Genomic DNA, 19,609 nt, shown 5'->3' on the forward strand with positions numbered 1-19,609 from the left:
GCGCGGGTGTGGAAGACGACGTCACAAGTGAGTCCGGACGCACCGGCGGTGGAGGCAGGCAGCGGTCGTTCTGGCGAGAGCTTCCGCTCCTGATCGGAATCGCGCTGGTCCTCGCACTGCTGATCAAGACGTTCCTCGTGCAGGCCTTCTCGATCCCGTCGAACTCGATGCAGAACACGCTGCAAGTCGGAGACCGGGTACTTGTCGACAAGTTGACGCCGTGGTTCGGATCCGAGCCCGAGCGCGGCGAGATCGTCGTCTTCCACGACCCGGGCGGCTGGCTGAGCGAGTCCCCGGTGCCTCAGCCGAGCGGTGTCGGGGGAGCGGTGCAGGAAGCACTCAGCTTCGTCGGACTGATGCCGTCCGCAGCCGAGCAGGACCTGATCAAGCGTGTGATCGCTGTGGGCGGTGACACGGTCCAGTGCAGCCGGGGCGGTCAGGTCGAGGTCAACGGCAAGCCGCTGGACGAGACGTACCTCTTCCCCGGCAACACCCCCTGTGACGACAAGCCGTTCGGCCCCGTGAAGGTGCCGGAGGGGCGTCTGTGGATGATGGGCGATCACCGTCAGGACTCCCTCGACTCCCGCTTCCATCAGAAGCTCGACGCCGGAACCGTCCCCGCCGACCAGGTCGTGGGCCGTGCCGTGCTTGTCGCCTGGCCGCTGACGCGCTGGTCCACGCTTCCGGTGCCGGAGACCTTCGAGCAGAAGGGGCTCTCCGCAAAGGCGGCGGTTGAGAGCGCCCCGGCAGTGATGGGGGTGGCGGGCGCCGTGCCCTTCGTCCTCTGGCGCCGGCGCAGGCAGCTGAACGCGGGCGTCCGCACCGCAGTCGGAGCCGAGCCGCAGAGCAGGGACTGAATCAACATCCCTGTACCTGGAGCCTTGTACCACGGGTAAGGTGCGCCCAAATCGTTGTGGCGAGCTGACCGGGAGCGCGGTAATGGGCAACGCTGGACCTACCGATACGAGTCACGGCCGCCTCGGGCATGTGCTGTCGGGGCTGGTCGTGGCCGTCGGGTGTGTGCTCTTCCTTGGCGCCTTCGCCTGGGGAGCGGTGCTGTATCAGCCCTACACCGTGCCGACGAACTCCATGAATCCCACTGTCAAGGCCGGAGACCGGGTCCTGGCCGAGCGGATAGACGGTGAAGAGGTCCGACGTGGCGATGTCGTCGTCTTCCAGGACTCTGTCTGGGGCTCGGTGCCGATGGTCAAGCGCGTGGTCGGCACGGGCGGTGACAAGGTCGCCTGCTGCACGAAACAGGGACAGCTGTCCGTCAACGGCAAGACCGTCGACGAGCCGTATCTGAAGGACACCGGGCCGGACTCGCAGCCTCCGTTCAAGAAGACGACGGTTCCCGAGGGCAGGCTCTTCCTCCTTGGCGATCACCGTATGGACTCGGTCGATTCCCGTGTGCACATGGCGGACGGTGATCACGGTGCCGTGCCGCGGTCCGCGGTGAACGCGCGCGTCGACGCCGTCGCCTGGCCGATGAGCGGGCTGGGCATGCTGGCGCACCCCGGTGGCTTCTCCTCGCTGCCGGGCGGCACGTCCACACCGGGGCCGCTGGCTCCGCTGGTCACGGCGATCGTCGTGGGTGCGCTGATGATCCTCGGCGGGGCGGCGTACGGCCCGATCGCGCGGCGGGCCGGACGGGGCGCGCGCGGCTGACGCACAATGGGGGGCACGCACCGCCGAAGGGGAAGCACGCCATGAGCGCCGAGGACCTCGAGAAGTACGAGACCGAGATGGAGCTGAAGCTCTATCGGGAGTACCGGGACGTCGTCGGTCTGTTCAAGTACGTGATCGAGACCGAGCGGCGCTTCTACCTCACCAATGACTACGAGATGCAGGTGCACTCGGTTCAAGGAGAGGTTTTCTTCGAGGTGTCGATGGCGGACGCATGGGTGTGGGACATGTACCGCCCTGCCCGCTTCGTCAAGCAGGTGCGCGTTCTCACGTTCAAGGACGTGAATATCGAGGAGCTGAACAAGAGCGAACTCGACCTTCCGGAGGATTCAGGCTTCAAGAGCTGAGCTTCCGTGGTTGCCGATGCCGGGGGCGGCGGCCGTACCCCGGCACCTTGACCGTCCTGGTCTTTCTCTCGTGCCGCACCGCCCCGTGTGGGCGCGATCCCCGCCCCGTCACTCTGCGGAGTGAGGGACGTGTCCACAGGTGCGGGCTTATCCCCAGAAATCTGCCCGTTTCCCCGCTACGGCTCTTCCTCCGTCACAGTCGGTGACGGAGGTGGTGCGAAATGAGCGCACGCAAGGCACTCGGCCGGTACGGCGAGGATGTGGCTGCACGCAGGCTTCGTGCAGCGGGGATGGCGGTTCTGGAGCGCAACTGGCGCTGCGCGGAGGGGGAGCTGGACATCGTCGCGCGTGACCGGGACGCGCTGGTGGTCTGCGAGGTCAAGACGCGGCGAGCGGGGCGAGGCGGAGCAACTTTCGAGCACCCGATGGCGGCTGTCACGCCCGCGAAATCCGCCCGCCTGAGACGACTCGCGTCCCGCTGGCTGTCCGAGTGCTGGATCTCGCGGTACGGCCAGCCGCCCCGCGGCGGTGTCCGCATCGACCTGGTCGGCGTGCTCCTGCCCGACAGAGGAGCGCCGATGATCCAGCACGCACGAGGGATCGCCTGATGGGGTTCGCCCGCACGTGCTCGGTGGCGCTCGTCGGGGTGGAGGGCGTCGTCGTCGAGGTGCAGGCGGACCTCGAGCCGGGAGTGGCCACCTTCACGCTGGTGGGCCTGCCAGACAAGAGCCTGAGCGAGAGCCGCGACCGGGTACGTGCGGCGGTGGTCAACTCGGGAGCGGAGTGGCCCCAGAAGAAGCTCACCGTAGGCCTCAGCCCCGCCGCCGTTCCCAAGAGCGGCAGCGGCTTCGACCTGGCGGTCGCATGTGCCGTGCTCGGAGCCGCCGAGCGAATCGACCCTCGCACACTGACCGACCTCATGATGATCGGCGAGCTGGGGCTCGACGGGCGTGTCCGTCCGGTGCGCGGCGTACTGCCCGCAGTGCTGGCCGCGGCCGAGGCGGGATACCGGCAGGTCGTCGTGGCTGAGGAGACAGTTCCGGAGGCATCGCTGGTCCCCGACGTCTCCGTCCTGGGGGTGCGGAGTCTCGGCAGGCTGATCGCGCTCCTCAACGACGAGCCGATGCCGGAGGAAGATCCCGGCGGGCTCTCCGACGGTACGGCCTCCGGGAGGGACGGACGCGGCTCCGGGACGTATGTGCCGGGTGCCGGCTGGAGCGGCGGAATCGGAGGTCCTGCGGCTCATCCGGTGGACATGGCGGACGTCGCGGGCCAGGGCAGCGCCCGCCGGGCCCTGGAGGTGGCTGCCGCAGGCCGGCACCACATCTTCCTGAAGGGCCCGCCGGGTGCGGGGAAGACCATGCTCGCAGAGCGGCTGCCGGGCCTGCTGCCACCGCTGACGTCCCAGCAGTCCCTCGAAGTGACGGCAGTCCACTCCGTTGCCGGAGCGCTGCCTGCCGGGCAGCCGCTGCTCACGCACTCGCCCTACTGCGCGCCGCACCACTCCGCCACGATGGCCTCGCTGATCGGCGGAGGATCGGGCCTGCCGAGGCCCGGCGCGGTGTCCCTGGCCCACCACGGAGTCCTGTTCGTGGACGAGGCCGCCGAGTGCAGCGGCAGAGTGCTCGACGCGATGCGCCAGCCGTTGGAGTCGGGCCATGTGGTGATCGCGCGCACGTCGGGCGTGATGCGGATGCCCGCACGCTTCCTGCTGGTCCTCGCCGCCAATCCGTGCCCGTGCGGCAGGTACGGAATGAAGAGCGGCGGATGCGAATGCCGACCATCGGCTATCAGGCGTTACCGGGCGCGACTGTCGGGGCCGCTGATGGATCGCGTCGACCTGCGCGTCCCGGTGAACCCGCTCTCCCGCTCCGAGCTGGCCGGCCTGCACGGAACCTCCGAGTCGACGGCTGTGATCGCTCAGCGTGTTCTCGCAGCGCGGGAGAGGGCCGCCGAACGCTATGCCGAGACGCCCTGGGCAGCCAACAGCGACGTGCCCGGCCATGAACTGCGAACGCGGTGGCCGGCCGAACCCGGAGCGCTCGCCAAGGCAGAGGCGGAGATGGAGCGCGGGCTTCTCACTGCCCGCGGCCTCGACCGCGTGCTGCGAGTCGCCTGGACGGTCGCCGATCTCGCCGGGCACGACCGGCCCACAGCGGCGGACGTGGACTGCGCGCTCGAACTTCGTACCGGGGTCCGGCACGGAGCGGCACAGCACTCCCGCGCCTGACCGAGACGGAACGGACGGCGAAGTGCTGAGGAACGCGTGAGACGGGAGGGGGAGGGATGAAGGCGGAAGGCAAGGGAACAGAACGCAGGAGAACAGAAGGGAATGTCGCCGAGCGCTCGTTGCCGCAGGAGGAACGGAGCGCCGCCCGCAGGCGGGGTGACCTCTGCCGCGGCGGCTCCGACGCGGAGGGCTGCGACGGCGTGGACCGGTGCGGTCCTCGTGACGAGGAGCGGCTGGCGCGTGCCGCCCTCACACGGATCGTGGAGCCCGGAGACGAGGCGGCGGGCAGGTGGCTGCGAACCTACGGGCCGCAGGAGGTGCTTGCCGCGCTGAAGTCCGACGGGCCCCCGTTGCCAGGCGTCGGTGACGAGCGCTGGGCAGGGCTCCGCTCCCGTGTACAACGTGCCCGTCCAGAGGCTGATTTGAAGGCGGTCGAAGCCGTGGGTGGCCGGTTCCTGTGCCCCGGCGACCGAGAGTGGCCCGGGCAGCTGGACGCCCTGGGCGTCACCCGTCCCATTGGCATCTTCGTGCGGGGGGCGCCCTATCTGCGGTTCTGGGCCCTGCGTTCGGTCGCGATCGTCGGGGCCCGCGCCTGTACGGAATACGGCGTGCACGTTGCGGCAGTCCTCAGCGCCGGGCTGGCCGAACGCGGCTGGACGGTGGTGTCAGGCGCTGCCTACGGAATCGACGGAGCGGCACACCGCGGGGCGCTGGCCGCCGGAGGTGCGACGATCGGGGTGCTCGCCTGCGGTGTGGACGTGGCATACCCGCCGGGCCACGGCGAGTTGATTCGCCGCATCGGTGAACAAGGGCTGCTGATCGCCGAGTTGCCGCCCCACGACCACCCCTCGCGCAGCCGGTTCGTGATGCGGAACCGAGTGATCGCCGCACTGACCCGGGGCACGGTCGTGGTCGAGGCGGCACTGCGCAGCGGCTCCCTTTCGACGGCGCGGCACGCGCGCCGGCTGGGTCGGCTCGTCATGGGGGTGCCCGGGCCCGTCACTTCGGGGCTCTCGGCCGGCGTCAACGAGCTTCTGCGGGAGGAGGGATGTGTGATCACGGACGCCGCCGAGGTCATCGAGCTCGTCGGAAACATCGGCGAACTGGCACCCGTGAGGCGGGGTCCGTCGCTGCCCCGCGACGTACTGCCGGGAGAGACCGCGCTGGTGCTCGACGCGCTGCCGGGCCGTGGCACAGCCGACGCGGCGCACGTGGCACAGGCGGTCGGTATCACCCCTGAGGCCGCTGTGGTCCGCCTCAAGGAGCTGTGTGCCCTCGGGTTCGTCGAACATACGGGCAACCGGTGGAAGTTGAGTCGCGCCGGACTTCCCTAGCCCTGGCACTCCATCGAGTGATGAGGCGGTCCTTGACCTGCGGCTATCGAATGAAAGGGTGATCCGTATGGTCTTGTTCCGCTTCGCCCGTCTCTCAAGGCCGGGGCCTGACGCAGCCGCCGGAGTAACTCGCCGGTGCGGGCAGCGGAACGTATCTGCGCATCTCGAAGCGCGCGCTCATCGCATATTGCGACCGTGCGGTCACGCTACGCTCACACATTCCAAGGAAGAGGCACCAGGTCACGCTCCCTCTGCGTGACACCACTCAGCAGAACGGCTCAAGGCGACGAATGCCCCAGTACATCCCCGGGCCTGACCGGGCGGCCACCGCCGAAGCCGCACCGGCCACAGCCGAGAACGCCGGGCCCGGTGCCGGCCGCAGTCCGCTCGACGAGCTGTGGCGGTCGTACAAAGCCACGGGAGACGAAGCACTCCGGGAGCAGCTGATCCTGCACTACTCCCCGCTCGTCAAGTACGTGGCCGGCCGGGTCAGCGTCGGGCTTCCCCCCAACGTGGAGCAGGCGGACTTCGTCTCCTCAGGGGTCTTCGGGCTGATTGACGCCATCGAGAAGTTCGACCCTGAGCGCTCCATCAAGTTCGAGACGTACGCGATCACCCGCATCCGCGGCGCCATGATCGACGAACTCCGGGCCCTGGACTGGATCCCCCGTTCAGTGAGGCAGAAGGCCCGCGCCGTCGAGCGTGCCTATGCCTCGCTGGAGGCGGCCCTGCGCCGCAGCCCCTCGGAGTCCGAGGTGGCAGAGGAGATGGGCATTCCTCTGGAAGAACTGCACGGCGTGTTCAGCCAGTTGTCGCTGGCGAACGTCGTGGCCCTGGAGGAGCTTCTGCACGTCGGAGGTGAAAGCGGCGCGGGGCTCAGCCTGATGGACACTCTTGAGGACACCGCTGCCGACGACCCCGTGGAGGTCGCCGAGGGGCGGGAGATGCGCCGGCTGCTCGCCCGTGCCATCAACACCCTCCCGGAGCGGGAGAAGACGGTGGTCACCCTCTACTACTACGAGGGGCTCACCCTGGCCGAGATCGGCCAGGTGCTGGGCGTCACCGAAAGCAGGGTCAGCCAGATCCACACCAAGTCGGTTCTTCAGCTCCGGGCGAAGCTCGTCGACGTCGGCCGATGAACCGGGTTGGTCGGTGCATCCGGGCCCGCGTCCGTAAGGTGGAGGACGTGCCAAGGATTCGAGCGGCCTCCGTGGCCGAGCACCGGACCATGCAGCGCGGCGCCCTGCTGGACGCCGCCCGCGCCCTGTTGTCCGAAGGCGGTACCGAAGCGCTGACCTTCCCGGCCCTCGCGCAGCGGACGGGGCTCGCGCGTTCCTCCGTCTACGAGTACTTCAGATCCCGGGCCGCTGTCGTGGAGGAACTCTGCGCGGTCGATTTCCCGGTCTGGGCAGCGGAAGTCGAATCGGCCATGGCGGCGAAGGAAGTGCCCGAGGAGAAGATCGAAGCGTACGTCCGCACGCAGCTGGCGCTCGTCGGCGACCGCCGCCACCGTGCGGTGGTCGCGATCTCTGCCGGCGAGCTCGACACAGGTGCCAGGGAGCGGATCCGCGCCGCCCACGGCGGCTTGATCGCCATGGTCGTCGAAGCTCTCGGCGCGCTCGGCCATCAGCAGCCGCGGCTGACCGCCATGCTGCTTCAGGGGATCGTCGACGCTGCGGTCCGGCGTATCGAGCTGGGCGCGGCCGAAGATCCCCAGCAGATCACCGAGACGGCAGTCGCCATGGCTCTCAGCGGAGTCGTCGGCTGATCTGCCGGTACGACGGATCCCCAGACTGCCGCTCTTCATAAGGACCGGCATCAGGGAGGGCGCCGGAGGGACGTCGAACGGCGCGGGCGGCTGAGGCGCTGCCGTGCGAGCAGCGCCGTCCCCACCAAGGCCACGGCCAGAACGCTTCCGCCGATCCCTGTGCCGACCGAACGGCTCGCTGCTGCGATGTTCGCCGCCTGGGATGGAGGCTTTCGTGCCCTGTCCCCGACGGTCCCGGCGTTCCGAGGCGGGTCACGCCGTCCGACTCCAGTTCGACCTGCCGGTACGGGCGTCCCGTGGAAGGGCAGAAGGCGTGACGGGCCGCCGCGCAGCAGGCTGGGTGGCAGCAGCGAGAGTGGGTCGAGGTAGCGCTTCTCCCGCCGCGCGCCCCAGTGGAGGCAGACACGATGGCAGTGGGACGGACCGTTCGCGACGGTCCCCACGACCTGGCCGGCCCGCACCTTGTCGCCCTTGCGTACCGAGGGCCGTACGGGCTCGTACGTGGTGCGGACCGGAGGATCACCGGTTCCCGAAAGTTCGATCGACAGGACTCCGCGCCCGGCGACCTCGCCGGCGAAGGACACCCTCCCGTTGCCGACCGAGCGGACGCGTTGGCCTTGCTCCGCTGCGAGATCGACCCCCCGGTGCCCGGACGCCCACGGTGAGGGTGGGGGTTCCCATCCGCGTCTCACTTCCGGCCTGGCGCGCGCTGTGCCGCCCTGACCGGCCACCGGCCAGACCCGCTCTCCCCGCGGGGCGGTCTCCCGGCTCGCCGGCCGCCGCTTCGCGAGCAGCCCGGAAGGGTGACTGAGCCCGCTCCGTTGCGACGAGACCCCCTCCCCGTTCCCCCTCTCTCCCGTCACCGCGAACGCCGACGCGTCCGTCATCGTGGCGCCGATCAAGATCGCGGTAGCCGCGAGCACTGCGTAAAGCGCAAGCCCCCGAAGCGCTCCTCCCTTGATCCCGGCACCGTTCACGCGCCCCCGAAACGTCCTCATGAGCCTCCCGCCCTCAGCCGCACCCCGCCAATGATTCGACTCGCGGCCTGCGCTTCAGCCGGCCGCGAGCGAACCGGGGCCGGTCCGTGTGCAGAGGATCGCCCACCGTCGACGGACGCGGCGTGAAGCGCCGAAAGCGGTGGACAAGCAGCGAGTTGTGGACACCGCCCTCACTCGTACGAGGGGCAGTGCGCTTCGCCGGTGAACACCGTCCCCCTGCCTGTCGCGCAGGCGCTGGGACGAGGGAGCAAGGCCCCTCACGGGTCCCGTACACTTCTGGTGGCGGCCCGGACCACCGGGCTGACTTCGCACGCCTCGCCACTCTCCGTAGTGGCAGCGCGACTCGGTCCCGGAAGGGCCTTCTCACAGGGCTTCTTCAGGGCACAGCGCGACAGAGGCGTCAGGCAAGCGATGGCCGTCCCGGCCGTCGCTGACGACAACCGAGTAAACCGAGGAGAACGGCCATGGCCGTCGTCACGATGCGGGAGCTGCTGGAGAGCGGCGTCCACTTCGGGCACCAGACCCGCCGCTGGAACCCGAAGATGAAGCGTTTCATTTTCACTGAGCGCAACGGCATCTACATCATCGACCTGCTCCAGTCGCTGTCGTACATCGACCGCGCCTACGAGTTCGTCAAGGAGACCGTCGCGCACGGCGGTTCCATCATGTTCGTCGGCACCAAGAAGCAGGCCCAGGAGGCCATCGCCGAGCAGGCCACGCGCGTGGGCATGCCCTACGTGAACCAGCGCTGGCTCGGCGGCATGCTGACGAACTTCTCGACCGTCTACAAGCGGCTGCAGCGCCTCAAGGAGCTGGAGCAGATCGACTTCGAGGACGTGGCCGCCTCCGGCCTCACCAAGAAGGAGCTCCTGGTCCTCTCCCGCGAGAAGGCGAAGCTGGAGAAGACGCTCGGCGGTATCCGCGAGATGCAGAAGGTGCCCAGCGCCGTCTGGATCGTGGACACCAAGAAGGAGCACATCGCGGTCGGCGAGGCCCGGAAGCTCAACATCCCGGTCGTCGCGATCCTGGACACCAACTGCGACCCCGACGAGGTCGACTACAAGATCCCGGGCAACGACGACGCGATCCGCTCCGTCACCCTGCTCACCCGTGTGATCGCCGACGCCGCCGCCGAGGGCCTCATCGCCCGTTCCGGCGCCGCCGAGGCGGCCAAGGGCGGCGACAAGGCCGCCGAGCCGCTGGCCGAGTGGGAGCGCGAGCTCCTTGAGGGTGAGAAGGGCGAGAAGGCCGACGCCCAGGCGACCGCCGAGGCCCCGGCTGAGGCCAAGCCCGCCGACTCCGAGGCCAAGGCCGAGGAGAAGCCGGCCGCGGAAGCCGCCGAGCCGAAGGCTGCCGAGAAGGCTTGACGCCACGGGGTGGCGGCGAAGGCATCCCTTCGCCGCCACCCTCGTGCGCCGGCCCTGACGGCCTCATGAGGAGAGACGCACAGCTTGCGACTCCGCCTCGCCCGGCACCGGGCGCAGGTGTCTCAACCGGCCGGAACAGACCTCAAGACGGACGAGCCCCGCAACTGCGCCGAGCGCGGAACGGGGCCTGGTCACAGAAGGAAACCCACAATGGCGAACTACACCGCCGCCGACGTCAAGAAGCTCCGTGAGCTCACGGGCGCCGGCATGATGGACTGCAAGAAGGCGCTGGACGAGGCCGAGGGCAGCGTCGACAAGGCCGTCGAGATCCTGCGCGTCAAGGGCCAGAAGGGCGTCGCCAAGCGCGAGAGCCGCACAGCGTCGAACGGCGCTGTCGTGGCCCGGATCGCGGACGACAACAGCTCCGGCGTGCTCGTCGAGCTGAAGTGCGAGACCGACTTCGTGGCGAAGGGCGAGAAGTTCCTCGCTGTCGCCGACGCCGTCGCCGCGCATGTCGCAGCCAGCTCCCCGGCCGACACCCCGGCGCTGCTGGCGTCGGAGATCGAGCCCGGCAAGACCGTGCAGGCGTACGTGGACGAGGCCAACGCCAACCTCGGCGAGAAGATCGTCCTGGACCGCTTCGCGCAGTACTCCGGCGACTTCGTCGCCTCCTACCTCCACCGCACGAGCCCGGACCTGCCCCCGCAGGTCGGCGTCCTGGTGCAGCTGGACAAGGAGAACGCGGAGATCGCCAAGGACGTCGCGCAGCACATCGCCGCCTTCGCCCCCAAGTTCCTCACCCGTGAGGACGTCCCGGCCGAGACGGTGGAGAACGAGCGCCGCATCGCCGAGGAGACCGCGCGCGAGGAGGGCAAGCCCGAGCAGGCGCTGCCCAAGATCGTTGAGGGCCGGGTCAACGGGTTCTTCAAGGAGAACACCCTGCTCGACCAGCCCTTCGCGAAGGACAACAAGAAGAGCGTCCAGAAGGTTCTGGACGAGGCCGGGGTCACGCTGAAGCACTTCGCCCGCTTCCGCGTCGGCGCCTGACGCTCCCACCTTCCGAACGCATGCCGGTCGCACGGACCACCGGGCCACGTATCCGGCACGCGCCCGCTAAGGTCGGGAACAGGGCAGTTGTGACGAGGAGGCCATTGCCGCATCGAGGACCGCGAGGATCCGACGGCAGTGGCCTCCTTCGTATGTGCACGAGGAGTACGCATGGGTAAGGACAGCGACAGCAACGGCACAGGCAGGGGCCGAGAAGGCCGAAAACGCTTCCTGCTGAAGCTTTCCGGCGAGGCGTTCGCCGGCGGCGGGGGGCTCGGTGTCGACCCCGACGTCGTGCACAAGATGGCGCACGAGATCGCGTCTGTCGTGCGCGACGGCGCCGAGCTCGCGGTCGTCATCGGCGGCGGCAACTTCTTCCGGGGCGCCGAGCTGCAGCAGCGGGGGATGGACCGCGCGCGGTCCGACTACATGGGCATGCTGGGCACGGTCATGAACTGCCTCGCCCTCCAGGACTTCCTGGAGAAGGAGGGGATCGACTCCCGCGTCCAGACGGCGATCACGATGGGCCAGGTCGCTGAGCCGTACATCCCGTTGCGGGCGGTGCGGCATCTGGAGAAGGGCCGCGTCGTCATCTTCGGCGCCGGCATGGGCATGCCGTACTTCTCGACGGACACGACTGCCGCACAGCGTGCGCTGGAGATCCACGCCGAGGCCTTGCTCATGGGCAAGAACGGCGTCGACGGCGTCTACGACTCCGACCCCGCGAAGAACCCCGACGCGGTGAAGTTCGACGCCCTCGAGTACGGCGAAGTCATCACCCGCGATCTGAAGGTCGCCGACGCCACGGCCGTCACCCTCTGCCGTGACAACAAACTGCCGATCCTCGTCTTCGAGCTTCTCGCCGAGGGCAATATCGCGAGGGCCGTGAAGGGTGAGAAGATCGGCACCCTGGTGAGCAACCAGGGTACGAGGGGCTGACGTTCGTCCCCCGCGGACCGCGTTGCATACTCGGCGTCTTCGGCAACTCGGCGCCGTAGCAACGGTCCTGTACGGGGATGGACAACCGCCTGCCGGTCGGACACCGTGCAGGACACAGGGCTTATCCGCAGAGCTCATTCACCGAATCAGGAGCACGTGGTGATCGAAGAGACCCTCCTCGAGGCCGAGGAGAAGATGGAGAAGGCGGTCGTGGTCGCCAAGGAGGACTTCGCGGCGATCCGCACCGGCCGGGCCCACCCGGCGATGTTCAACAAGATCGTGGCCGAGTACTACGGGACCATGACCCCGATCAACCAGCTCGCGTCGTTCTCGGTGCCAGAGCCGCGGATGGCGGTGGTCACACCGTTCGACAAGAGCTCCCTGCGCAACATCGAGCAGGCGATCCGGGACTCCGACCTGGGCGTCAACCCGTCGAACGACGGCAATATCATCCGGGTGACGTTCCCCGAGCTGACCGAGGAACGCCGCAAGGAGTACATCAAGGTCGCCAAGAACAAGGGCGAGGACGCGAAGATCTCGATCCGCAGCGTCCGGCGCAAGGCCAAGGAGTCCATCGACAAGGCCATCAAGGACGGCGACGTCGGTGAGGACGAAGGCCGCCGTGCGGAGAAGGAACTCGACGACACCACCGCCAAGTACGTGACCCAGGTGGACGAGCTGCTCAAGCACAAGGAAGCCGAGCTGCTCGAGGTCTGAACGTCACCCGTCGGTGTGTCCGTGATCCGTCCGAGGTCTGAGGCTGCAATCTGTGAACGACTCATCCTGGGGAGCCCCGCCGCCCCGCGCAGGTTTCCGGGGATCACCCGGTCAGGGAAGCGTCCCGGGCGGTCTTGCGGGAGGAGCCTTTCCGCACGGCACGGGTAGCGCTTCCGCGCACGAGAGCGGTGGTGTGTCGCAGACTCGGCCCATGCCCATCGTCTCCGACCCGGGTGGTCACGGCAGCGGCCACGGCCGTGGCAGATCCGGCTCAGGCGGCCCCCACGGCTCTGGCGGAGCCGGCGGGTCCGCGTCGTCCTCCGGTGCCGGCGGCGACAGAAGTGATCCGTACGGACAGCGCCCCGCCTCGGAGTCCTCCGACCCGGGCCCCGCCCCGATGGGGGGCAAGAAGCGCGCCGGCCGCGACCTGCGCGCCGCCATAGGGGTCGGCGTCAGCCTGGGCGCCGTCATCCTCGTCTCGCTGTTCTTCTACAAGCCGGTGTTCCTCGGCGTCATCGTCGTCGCCGTCGTCGTCGGACTGTGGGAGCTGACCTCACGGCTCACCGAGCGCAAGGAGATCCGGGCTCCTCTGGTGCCTCTCGCGGTGGGCGGCGCCGCGATGGTCATCGCGGGCTACGTACGGGGCCCGGAGGGCGCATGGATCGCCATGGCCCTCACCTCCCTCGCCGTCCTCGTCTGGCGCATGACGGAGTCGCCGCACGAGTATCTGCGGGACGTGACGGCAGCCGTCTTCGCGACCTTTTACGTGCCCTTCCTCGCTACCTTCGTCGCGCTGATGCTCGCCGCAGAGGACGGGCCGTGGCGCGTACTGACGTTCCTGCTGCTGACGGTCGTCAGCGACACGGGGGCGTACGCCGTGGGATGGCGGTTCGGTACGCACAAACTCGCCCCCAGCATCAGCCCCGGCAAGACGCGCGAAGGGCTGGGCGGAGCGATCGCCTTCGCCATGGCTGCGGGTGCGCTGTGCATGCAGTTCCTGATCGAGGACGGCAGTTGGTGGCAGGGCCTCCTGTTGGGGCTGGTGGTAGCTGTCAGCGCCACGCTGGGTGATCTCGGCGAGTCCATGATCAAGCGTGACCTCGGGATCAAGGACATGGGGACTCTGCTGCCGGGGCACGGCGGCATCATGGACCGTCTGGACTCGCTGTTGCCGACGGCGCCTGTCGTCTGGCTGCTCTTCGTGATCTTCGTGGGCAACGGCTGACGTTCGCGACCGCTCCCGCGTCCCGTCGCGGTTGGCGTGGTCGTTCGCTCACGTGGCGGCCGGCTCGTCGACAGCGAGCTCCAGCAGGGGCAGTACCCGTCCGGGAATCGAACCCGACGGTGCCGTCCCCACCCGCACTGCGCCCATCGCAAGGTAGAAGGCCTCGGCGTTCGGATCCGCGTCGATGGTCAGACGCGGGAATCCGGCCTGTCGCGCGGTGGCGAGAATCCGCTCCAGAAGCAGACGGCCGACGCCTCGCCCGATGAACTCCGGGTCGACGAACATCATGCCCACGGCGCCCTTCGGAGGTTCCCCGTCGAGGGATGCGAAACCGACTACGACGCCATCGTGCTCAGCTACGATCATGCGCCGCTCTGCCACCTCGTCGGGGCGGACGGCCAGTTCTTCCCTGCACGCGGCCACGAAGGCGTCGTCGTAACCCCAGTACGCCTTCGAGCGGAGCGCCAGTCCGGTCAGAAGCTCAGCCTCGTGTGCCTCGGCCGATCTGATGAGCATGGGCACTCCCGTCTTGAGTTCGATCAGCGGCGCCGCGAGCCGCAGGGTCGGCGGCGACTCCCGGGCGCCACTCGGCCACCTCACCAGACTTCGACGACGGCTCGCCTGCCGTTTTTCTCTGGCCGACGCTGACAGATCATGCCCGATGGTGACCGTCCGCACCCCGCTGTGGCCAGGGGCACCGTCACCCGTCTGCGACACTGATACGGCTATGCCGAAGCCCGGAGAACTCACTTTCGTCGCCCCCCGCGGAACCACCAGGCCGCCGCGGCATCTCGCCGATCTCGCTCCGGAGGAGCGTCGCGCGGCGGTCGCCGAGCTGGGCGAGAAGCCCTTCCGTGCGAAGCAACTTTCGCAGCACTACTTCTCGCGGCTGGCCCACGACCCCTCCGAGTGGACGGACATTCCCGCCGCGGCTCGCGAGAAGCTGTCCACTGAGCTCCTTCCCGAGCTGATGCAGGTCGTCCGCCACATCAGCTGCGACGACGACACCACGCGCAAGACCCTCTGGAAGCTGCGCGACGGGACGCTCGTCGAGTCGGTGCTCATGCGCTATCCGGACCGGGTCACCATGTGCATCAGCTCGCAGGCGGGCTGTGGCATGAACTGCCCGTTCTGTGCGACCGGGCAGGCGGGGCTGGACCGCAACCTGTCCACGGCCGAGATCGTGCACCAGATCGTGGACGGCGTACGGGCTCTGCGTGACGGCGAGGTCCCGGGCGGCCCCGCGCGGCTTTCCAACATCGTCTTCATGGGCATGGGCGAGCCCTTGGCCAACTACAAGCGCGTGGTCGGAGCGATCCGGCGGCTGACCGATCCGGAGCCCGACGGCCTCGCACTGTCCCAGCGCGGCATCACCGTCTCGACGGTCGGCCTGGTCCCAGCGATGCTGCGCTTCGCCGACGAGGGCTTCAAGTGCCGTCTCGCCGTCTCGCTGCACGCGCCGGACGATGAGCTGCGCGACACCCTCGTGCCCGTCAACACCAGGTGGAAGGTCCGGGAGGTGCTGGACGCCGCCTGGGAGTACGCGGCCAGGTCGGCTCGCCGGGTGTCCATCGAGTACGCGCTGATCAAGGACATCAACGATCAGGCGTGGCGCGCCGACCTGCTGGGTCGGCTGCTCAAGGGCAAGCCCGTCCACGTCAATCTCATCCCGCTCAACCCCACGCCGGGGTCCAAGTGGACGGCGTCCCGTCCAGAGGACGAGGCCGCGTTCGTGCGTGCGTTGGAGACGCATGGCGTGCCGGTGACTGTCCGGGACACTCGCGGGCAGGAAATCGACGGTGCGTGCGGGCAGTTGGCCGCCACGGAGCGCTAGGTACGCGACTGCGCGTCCCTCCGGCAGCGAGCCTGCTGGGACGGTGACCGTCACCAGCACCGGCGTCCGGTAAGCATCAGGCTGATAGCCTTCAAGCTGGAGTCTTGTCGCAGGCACATCAATCTGTGGCCGGGCTCGGATCAACAACAGCCGACAGGGGAGCGCACACAGCGCTGAGAGTGCGGACGCTCGTACGAAGACGGGCGGCCGCAGACCCTCGAACCTCGCCCGGGTCATGCCGGGTAGGAAGTCGATGAGCCGATGAGCAAGCACGCCCTGCGCCCAACTGCCGCCGTCACCGCCGTGATCGCCCTCCTGGGGCTTTCGACCGCATGCAGCAGTACCGACTCGGGTGGTGAGGACAGCAAGACGGTCACCCTCGTCACGCACGACTCCTTCGCGGTTTCGAAGTCGGTGCTGAAGAAGTTCACCTCTCGGAGCGGTTACCGGGTGAAGGTCCTGAGAGGCGGGGACGCCGGTTCCGCCGTCAACCAGACGGTGCTCAACAAGGGCAACCCGCAGGGAGACGTCTTCTTCGGGGTCGACAACACCCTGCTCTCCCGGCCGCTCGGCGAGGGCGTCTTCAACCCCTACGAGGCCGAAGGGCTCGAGAAGGTCCCCCGCGAACTGCAGCTCGACCGCGGTCGGCACCGGGTCACTCCCGTCGACTCCGGCGAGATCTGCGTCAACTACGACCGCAGCTACTTCGAGAAGCGCAAGCTGGACCCACCCGAGAGCCTGGCCGATCTCGCCGAGCCGGAGTACAAGAACCTGCTGGTCACTTCCAACGCCGCAACCTCCTCGCCGGGGCTGGGCTTCCTGCTCGCCACCGTCGACGAGTACGGGAAAGGCTGGAAGGACTACTGGAAGAAGCTGAAGGCCAACGGCGTCGAGGTCGTCGACGGCTGGGAGCAGGCGTACAACGACCGCTTCAGCGGATCGAACGGAGGAAAGGGCAAGGGCGACAGGCCTCTCGTCGTCTCCTACGCCTCCAGCCCGCCCGTCGAGGTCCTCGGCAAGAAGCCGTTGCCTGCCCAGGCACCCACGGGGATAGCCGAACAGACGTGTTTCCAGCAGACCGAGTTCGCGGGACTGCTGAAGGGGGCGAAGAACCCTGAAGGCGGCAAGGCGCTGCTGGATTTCATGCTGAGCAAGACCTTCCAGGAGGACTTGCCGCTGCAGATGTTCGTCAACCCCGTCCGTGAAGACGCCGACCTGCCGGAGCTGTTCACGAAGTACGGGGTTTCGGTCGAGGACGCTGCGGCCATGGACCCGTCGGAGATCGCCGAAAACCGCGAACAGTGGGTCAAGGCGTGGACGTCGCTCGTCGTGAAGTAGAGCTGTCCGAGGGCCGACCGGACAGCGCGACTGCCGGGGCAGAGCGGGCGGCCGACAACAGAGCCCGGCGTCGCCTGGGGAGGGCGCTGCCGCTCTGTCTGATGGTGGTGCCGGTCGTCTTCTTCGGGGTGCTGTTCGCCTATCCCGTGGCCGCGATCGTCGGCCGGGGCCTGCGGACGTCCGGACAGTGGCATCTGGGCCGGGTCAGACAGGTGCTGACCGATCCCGACGTGCTGGACGTGCTGTGGTTCACCGTGTGGCAGGCGGCTGCGTCCACTGTCTGCACGCTCGCCATCGCTCTGCCCGGGGCGTACGTCTTCGCGCGGTTCGACTTTCCCGGCAAGCAAATGCTGCGCGCTGTGGTCACGGTTCCGTTCGTCCTGCCGACAGTGGTGGTCGGTTCGGCTTTCCTCGCTCTTCTGGGGCGTGGTGGGGCACTGGACGAGTGGTTCGGCGTCCGGCTGGACACCAGCGTGTGGGCGATCCTGCTGGCCCACGTCTTCATCAACTATGCCGTCGTCGTCCGGACAGTGGGCGGCCTGTGGTCGCAGCTTGATCCACGGCAGGAAGAGGCTGCCCGTGTACTGGGCGCGGGGCGCCTCGCCGCGTGGGCGCGCGTGACCCTTCCAGCGCTGGCACCGTCGATCGCGGCGGCGGCACTGATCGTCTTCCTTTTCACCTTCACCTCCTTCGGCGTGATCCAGGTACTGGGCGGGCCGCGCTTCGCGACTCTGGAAGTCGAGGTCTACAGGCAGACAGCGGCTCTGCTGGACCTGCCGACCGCGGCGGTGCTGACACTGGTGCAGTTCGCTGCCGTGTCCGTGCTGCTCGCCGCTCACGCAAGGACCGTACGCAAGCGGCGCGCGTCGCTGAGCATGGTGCCCGCGGCGCAGACTGCTCAACGTCCGCGGAGCGGCGGCCAGTGGGCGCTGCTGGTGGCGGTGCTGGGTGTGGTCGCGCTGCTGGTTCTCGTGCCCCTGGGCATCCTGGTGGAGCGTTCGCTCGACGGCCCGCACGGCTACGGGTTGCAGCATTTCCGCGCACTCGGGTCGGCAGCCGGCAGCGGCACGTTCACGGTCGCCCCCGCAGCCGCGATCGGCAACTCTCTTGCCTATGCGGCTGTCGCCACCCTCATCGCCCTGTCCGTGGGCGGTCTTGCGGCAGCCGCTCTGACGGTGCGCGGGGCAGGCCGAGTCACCGAGCGGCTGGTGCGGGGATTCGACTCCATGCTGATGCTGCCGCTGGGCACCTCCGCTGTCACTGTCGGATTCGGCTTCCTCATCGCTCTCGACGAACCGCCCCTGGACCTGCGGGCGACCTGGATCATCGTTCCGCTGGCGCAGTCCCTGGTGGGGATCCCCTTCGTCGTGCGGACGATGCTGCCGGTGCTGCGAGCAGTCGACGTGCGGCTGCGTGAGGCAGCTGCCGTACTGGGAGCCTCACCGTTCCGTGCGTGGCGAGAGGTCGATCTGCCCCTGGTGCGACGGGCCGTACTGGTGGCTGCCGGTTTCGCTTTCGCCGTTTCGCTGGGCGAGTTCGGCGCGACGGTCTTCATCGCCCGGCCGGACGCCCCCACGCTCCCGGTCGCTGTCGCCCGCTTCCTCGGCCGGGCGGGAGAGGTCAACTACGGGCAGGCGATGGCCATGAGCACCATTCTGATGCTGGTCTGCATGTGCACCCTGCTGGTGCTGGAGCGCATCCGCACCGACCGTTCGGGAGAGTTCTGATGCTGCGACTGGACGGTGTGACCGTCAGCTTCGGCGGTGTGCGAGCGCTGGACGCCGTGGACCTGGAAGTCGACGACCACGAGACGGTGTGCGTGCTGGGACCGAGCGGAAGCGGCAAGTCCACGCTGCTGCGCGTCGTGGCCGGCCTGCAGCAGCCCGACACGGGCCGGATATGGCTCGCGGGGCGGGACCGGACACAATCTCCGCCGCACAAGCGCGGGGTCGGCCTGATGTTCCAGGACCATCAGCTGTTCCCGCAGCGGGACGTAGAGGGCAACGTCGCGTTCGGTCTGCGGATGCGGCACGCCGCAAGATCAGAGACCGCGGAACGCGTCACCGGACTTCTGGAGATGGTCGGACTTCCCGGTGCACAACAGCGCGCTGTCGCCACACTGTCCGGTGGTGAACAGCAGCGCGTCGCCCTCGCCCGCGCGCTGGCTCCCCAGCCTGATCTGCTGATGCTGGACGAGCCGCTGGGCCAGCTCGACCGTGTGCTGCGCGAACGGCTGGTCGTCGAACTGCGCGCGCTCTTCGACCGCTTGGGCAGCACGGTTCTGGCAGTCACCCACGACCAGGGCGAGGCGTTCGTGCTGGCCGACCGGGTGGTGGTGATGAACGAGGGGTGCATCGCCCAGGCGGGAACGCCCCTGGAGGTCTGGCAGCAGCCTGCCTCGGAGTTCGTCGCCCGGTTCCTCGGGTTCGACAACATCGTCGACGCGACGGTGCACGGGGACAGAGCCGAGACACCCTGGGGAAAGATTCCTGTGCCGGAAGGCACCCCGGGGGGCCCGTGCAAGCTGCTCGTACGGCCGACAGGGCTGCGGACGACCTCCGTGGAGGACGGGCTGCCCTGCACGGTGGAAGCCCGAACCTTCCGCGGTGGCGATGCGGCAGCGGTGACGCTGCTGCTGCAGCCCCGCCACGGCCCGCGTCTCGAAGCGTCCTGCGCGCTGAGGGAGGCACCGGAGGCGGGGACGTCCATAGGCGTCGCCTTCGACGAAAAGGAAGTCGTCCGGATCAGCGCCTGAGCCGGAACGCCGGAACTCCGGAAC

19 protein-coding genes and 1 riboswitch are annotated in these 19,609 nt (G+C 68.6%); of the genes, 17 read left to right on the forward strand and 2 right to left on the reverse strand.

The features are described from left to right. The first annotated feature begins 8 nt into the window (after positions 1–8). The 8 genes from lepB (H181DRAFT_RS15345) (at position 9) to H181DRAFT_RS15380 (ending at position 7,365) form a co-directional block, all read left to right on the forward strand. Positions 9–857 carry a signal peptidase I gene (gene lepB / locus H181DRAFT_RS15345; protein WP_254666849.1) on the forward strand — a complete coding sequence of 283 codons (849 nt, stop codon included), beginning with the start codon at positions 9–11 and terminating at the stop codon, positions 855–857. 82 nt (positions 858–939) lie between these two features. Continuing rightward, positions 940–1,668 carry a signal peptidase I gene (gene lepB / locus H181DRAFT_RS15350; protein WP_045864990.1) on the forward strand — a complete coding sequence of 243 codons (729 nt, stop codon included), beginning with the start codon at positions 940–942 and terminating at the stop codon, positions 1,666–1,668. A gap of 41 nt (positions 1,669–1,709) precedes the next feature. After that, on the forward strand, positions 1,710–2,033 hold the full coding sequence (locus H181DRAFT_RS15355) for a DUF2469 domain-containing protein (protein ID WP_045864991.1): 324 nt from the start codon (positions 1,710–1,712) through the stop codon (positions 2,031–2,033). 221 nt (positions 2,034–2,254) lie between these two features. Further along, the gene (locus H181DRAFT_RS15360; protein WP_045864992.1) at positions 2,255–2,641 is read left to right on the forward strand and encodes a YraN family protein; all 387 of its coding nucleotides are present in this window, start codon (positions 2,255–2,257) and stop codon (positions 2,639–2,641) included. Then, on the forward strand, positions 2,641–4,263 hold the full coding sequence (locus tag H181DRAFT_RS15365) for a YifB family Mg chelatase-like AAA ATPase (RefSeq protein WP_045864993.1): 1,623 nt from the start codon (positions 2,641–2,643) through the stop codon (positions 4,261–4,263). Before H181DRAFT_RS15360 ends, H181DRAFT_RS15365 begins: the two co-directional genes overlap by 1 nt. Positions 4,264–4,463: 200 nt before the next feature. After that, a complete protein-coding gene (gene dprA, locus H181DRAFT_RS15370) occupies positions 4,464–5,597 on the forward strand; it encodes a DNA-processing protein DprA (RefSeq protein WP_045865142.1) in 1,134 nt (377 codons plus the stop codon). Positions 5,598–5,887: 290 nt separating this feature from the next. Next, positions 5,888–6,736: an RNA polymerase sigma factor WhiG gene (gene whiG, locus H181DRAFT_RS15375; protein ID WP_045864994.1), complete on the forward strand. Its 849-nt coding sequence runs from the start codon at positions 5,888–5,890 to the stop codon at positions 6,734–6,736. A gap of 89 nt (positions 6,737–6,825) precedes the next feature. Beyond that, positions 6,826–7,365: a TetR/AcrR family transcriptional regulator gene (locus H181DRAFT_RS15380; protein WP_045865143.1), complete on the forward strand. Its 540-nt coding sequence runs from the start codon at positions 6,826–6,828 to the stop codon at positions 7,363–7,365. A 50-nt stretch (positions 7,366–7,415) separates the two neighbouring features. Here the strand turns inward: H181DRAFT_RS15380 and H181DRAFT_RS15385 are convergent, their stop codons facing one another. After that, entirely contained in the window at positions 7,416–8,363 is a 948-nt protein-coding gene (locus H181DRAFT_RS15385; protein WP_078895756.1) for a murein hydrolase activator EnvC family protein, read from the reverse strand. Positions 8,364–8,827: 464 nt separating this feature from the next. Here H181DRAFT_RS15385 and rpsB point away from each other — a divergent pair, with 464 nt between their 5' ends. From rpsB to H181DRAFT_RS15410, 5 genes are all read left to right on the forward strand, one after another. Then, positions 8,828–9,730, forward strand: a complete 903-nt coding sequence (rpsB, locus tag H181DRAFT_RS15390; RefSeq protein ID WP_045864995.1) for a 30S ribosomal protein S2 — start codon at positions 8,828–8,830, stop codon at positions 9,728–9,730. Positions 9,731–9,940: 210 nt separating this feature from the next. Then, positions 9,941–10,777, forward strand: a complete 837-nt coding sequence (gene tsf, locus H181DRAFT_RS15395; protein WP_045864996.1) for a translation elongation factor Ts — start codon at positions 9,941–9,943, stop codon at positions 10,775–10,777. Positions 10,778–10,948: 171 nt separating this feature from the next. Continuing rightward, positions 10,949–11,716 (forward strand): UMP kinase, encoded by a 768-nt coding sequence (gene pyrH, locus H181DRAFT_RS15400; protein WP_045864997.1) that lies wholly within the window; start codon positions 10,949–10,951, stop codon positions 11,714–11,716. Positions 11,717–11,875: 159 nt separating this feature from the next. Further along, the gene (gene frr / locus H181DRAFT_RS15405; RefSeq protein WP_045864998.1) at positions 11,876–12,433 is read left to right on the forward strand and encodes a ribosome recycling factor; all 558 of its coding nucleotides are present in this window, start codon (positions 11,876–11,878) and stop codon (positions 12,431–12,433) included. A gap of 52 nt (positions 12,434–12,485) precedes the next feature. Beyond that, on the forward strand, positions 12,486–13,658 hold the full coding sequence (locus H181DRAFT_RS15410; RefSeq protein WP_074467879.1) for a phosphatidate cytidylyltransferase: 1,173 nt from the start codon (positions 12,486–12,488) through the stop codon (positions 13,656–13,658). A 48-nt stretch (positions 13,659–13,706) separates the two neighbouring features. On the opposite strand, the gene H181DRAFT_RS15415 is transcribed toward H181DRAFT_RS15410, so the two are convergent. Next, positions 13,707–14,174: a GNAT family N-acetyltransferase gene (locus H181DRAFT_RS15415; protein ID WP_045865144.1), complete on the reverse strand. Its 468-nt coding sequence runs from the start codon at positions 14,172–14,174 to the stop codon at positions 13,707–13,709. A gap of 211 nt (positions 14,175–14,385) precedes the next feature. On the opposite strand from H181DRAFT_RS15415, the gene rlmN reads away from it, so the two are divergent. The 4 genes from rlmN (at position 14,386) to H181DRAFT_RS15435 (ending at position 19,585) form a co-directional block, all read left to right on the forward strand. Then, on the forward strand, positions 14,386–15,492 hold the full coding sequence (gene rlmN / locus H181DRAFT_RS15420) for a dual-specificity RNA methyltransferase RlmN (protein ID WP_045865000.1): 1,107 nt from the start codon (positions 14,386–14,388) through the stop codon (positions 15,490–15,492). Positions 15,493–15,637: 145 nt separating this feature from the next. Continuing rightward, positions 15,638–15,758: riboswitch (TPP riboswitch) on the forward strand. Continuing rightward, entirely contained in the window at positions 15,754–16,830 is a 1,077-nt protein-coding gene (locus H181DRAFT_RS15425) for a thiamine ABC transporter substrate-binding protein (protein WP_045865001.1), read from the forward strand. Its footprint overlaps the riboswitch before it by 5 nt. Before the next feature lie 101 nt (positions 16,831–16,931). Continuing rightward, a complete protein-coding gene (locus H181DRAFT_RS15430) occupies positions 16,932–18,557 on the forward strand; it encodes an ABC transporter permease (RefSeq protein ID WP_045865002.1) in 1,626 nt (541 codons plus the stop codon). Beyond that, a complete protein-coding gene (locus tag H181DRAFT_RS15435; RefSeq protein WP_045865003.1) occupies positions 18,557–19,585 on the forward strand; it encodes an ABC transporter ATP-binding protein in 1,029 nt (342 codons plus the stop codon). Before H181DRAFT_RS15430 ends, H181DRAFT_RS15435 begins: the two co-directional genes overlap by 1 nt. Positions 19,586–19,609: the final 24 nt, after the last annotated feature.

It is taken from the genome of Streptomyces sp. WMMB 714, assembly GCF_900090125.1.
GTDB classification, from domain to species: Bacteria; Actinomycetota; Actinomycetes; order Streptomycetales; family Streptomycetaceae; genus Streptomyces; species Streptomyces daqingensis.

Excerpts from the sequence above, each read along its gene's own strand:
- lepB (WP_045864990.1), top strand. The coding sequence starts at position 940 with ATGGGCAACGCTGGACCTACCGATACGAGTCACGGCCGCCTCGGGCAT.
- H181DRAFT_RS15355 (WP_045864991.1), top strand. The coding sequence starts at position 1,710 with ATGAGCGCCGAGGACCTCGAGAAGTACGAGACCGAGATGGAGCTGAAG.
- H181DRAFT_RS15360 (WP_045864992.1), top strand. The coding sequence starts at position 2,255 with ATGAGCGCACGCAAGGCACTCGGCCGGTACGGCGAGGATGTGGCTGCA.
- H181DRAFT_RS15365 (WP_045864993.1), top strand. The coding sequence starts at position 2,641 with ATGGGGTTCGCCCGCACGTGCTCGGTGGCGCTCGTCGGGGTGGAGGGC.
- whiG (WP_045864994.1), top strand. The coding sequence starts at position 5,888 with ATGCCCCAGTACATCCCCGGGCCTGACCGGGCGGCCACCGCCGAAGCC.
- H181DRAFT_RS15380 (WP_045865143.1), top strand. The coding sequence starts at position 6,826 with ATGCAGCGCGGCGCCCTGCTGGACGCCGCCCGCGCCCTGTTGTCCGAA.
- H181DRAFT_RS15385 (WP_078895756.1), bottom strand. The coding sequence starts at position 8,363 with ATGAGGACGTTTCGGGGGCGCGTGAACGGTGCCGGGATCAAGGGAGGA.
- rpsB (WP_045864995.1), top strand. The coding sequence starts at position 8,828 with ATGGCCGTCGTCACGATGCGGGAGCTGCTGGAGAGCGGCGTCCACTTC.
- tsf (WP_045864996.1), top strand. The coding sequence starts at position 9,941 with ATGGCGAACTACACCGCCGCCGACGTCAAGAAGCTCCGTGAGCTCACG.
- pyrH (WP_045864997.1), top strand. The coding sequence starts at position 10,949 with ATGGGTAAGGACAGCGACAGCAACGGCACAGGCAGGGGCCGAGAAGGC.
- H181DRAFT_RS15415 (WP_045865144.1), bottom strand. The coding sequence starts at position 14,174 with ATGCTCATCAGATCGGCCGAGGCACACGAGGCTGAGCTTCTGACCGGA.
- rlmN (WP_045865000.1), top strand. The coding sequence starts at position 14,386 with ATGCCGAAGCCCGGAGAACTCACTTTCGTCGCCCCCCGCGGAACCACC.
- H181DRAFT_RS15425 (WP_045865001.1), top strand. The coding sequence starts at position 15,754 with ATGAGCAAGCACGCCCTGCGCCCAACTGCCGCCGTCACCGCCGTGATC.
- H181DRAFT_RS15430 (WP_045865002.1), top strand. The coding sequence starts at position 16,932 with ATGGTGGTGCCGGTCGTCTTCTTCGGGGTGCTGTTCGCCTATCCCGTG.
- H181DRAFT_RS15435 (WP_045865003.1), top strand. The coding sequence starts at position 18,557 with ATGCTGCGACTGGACGGTGTGACCGTCAGCTTCGGCGGTGTGCGAGCG.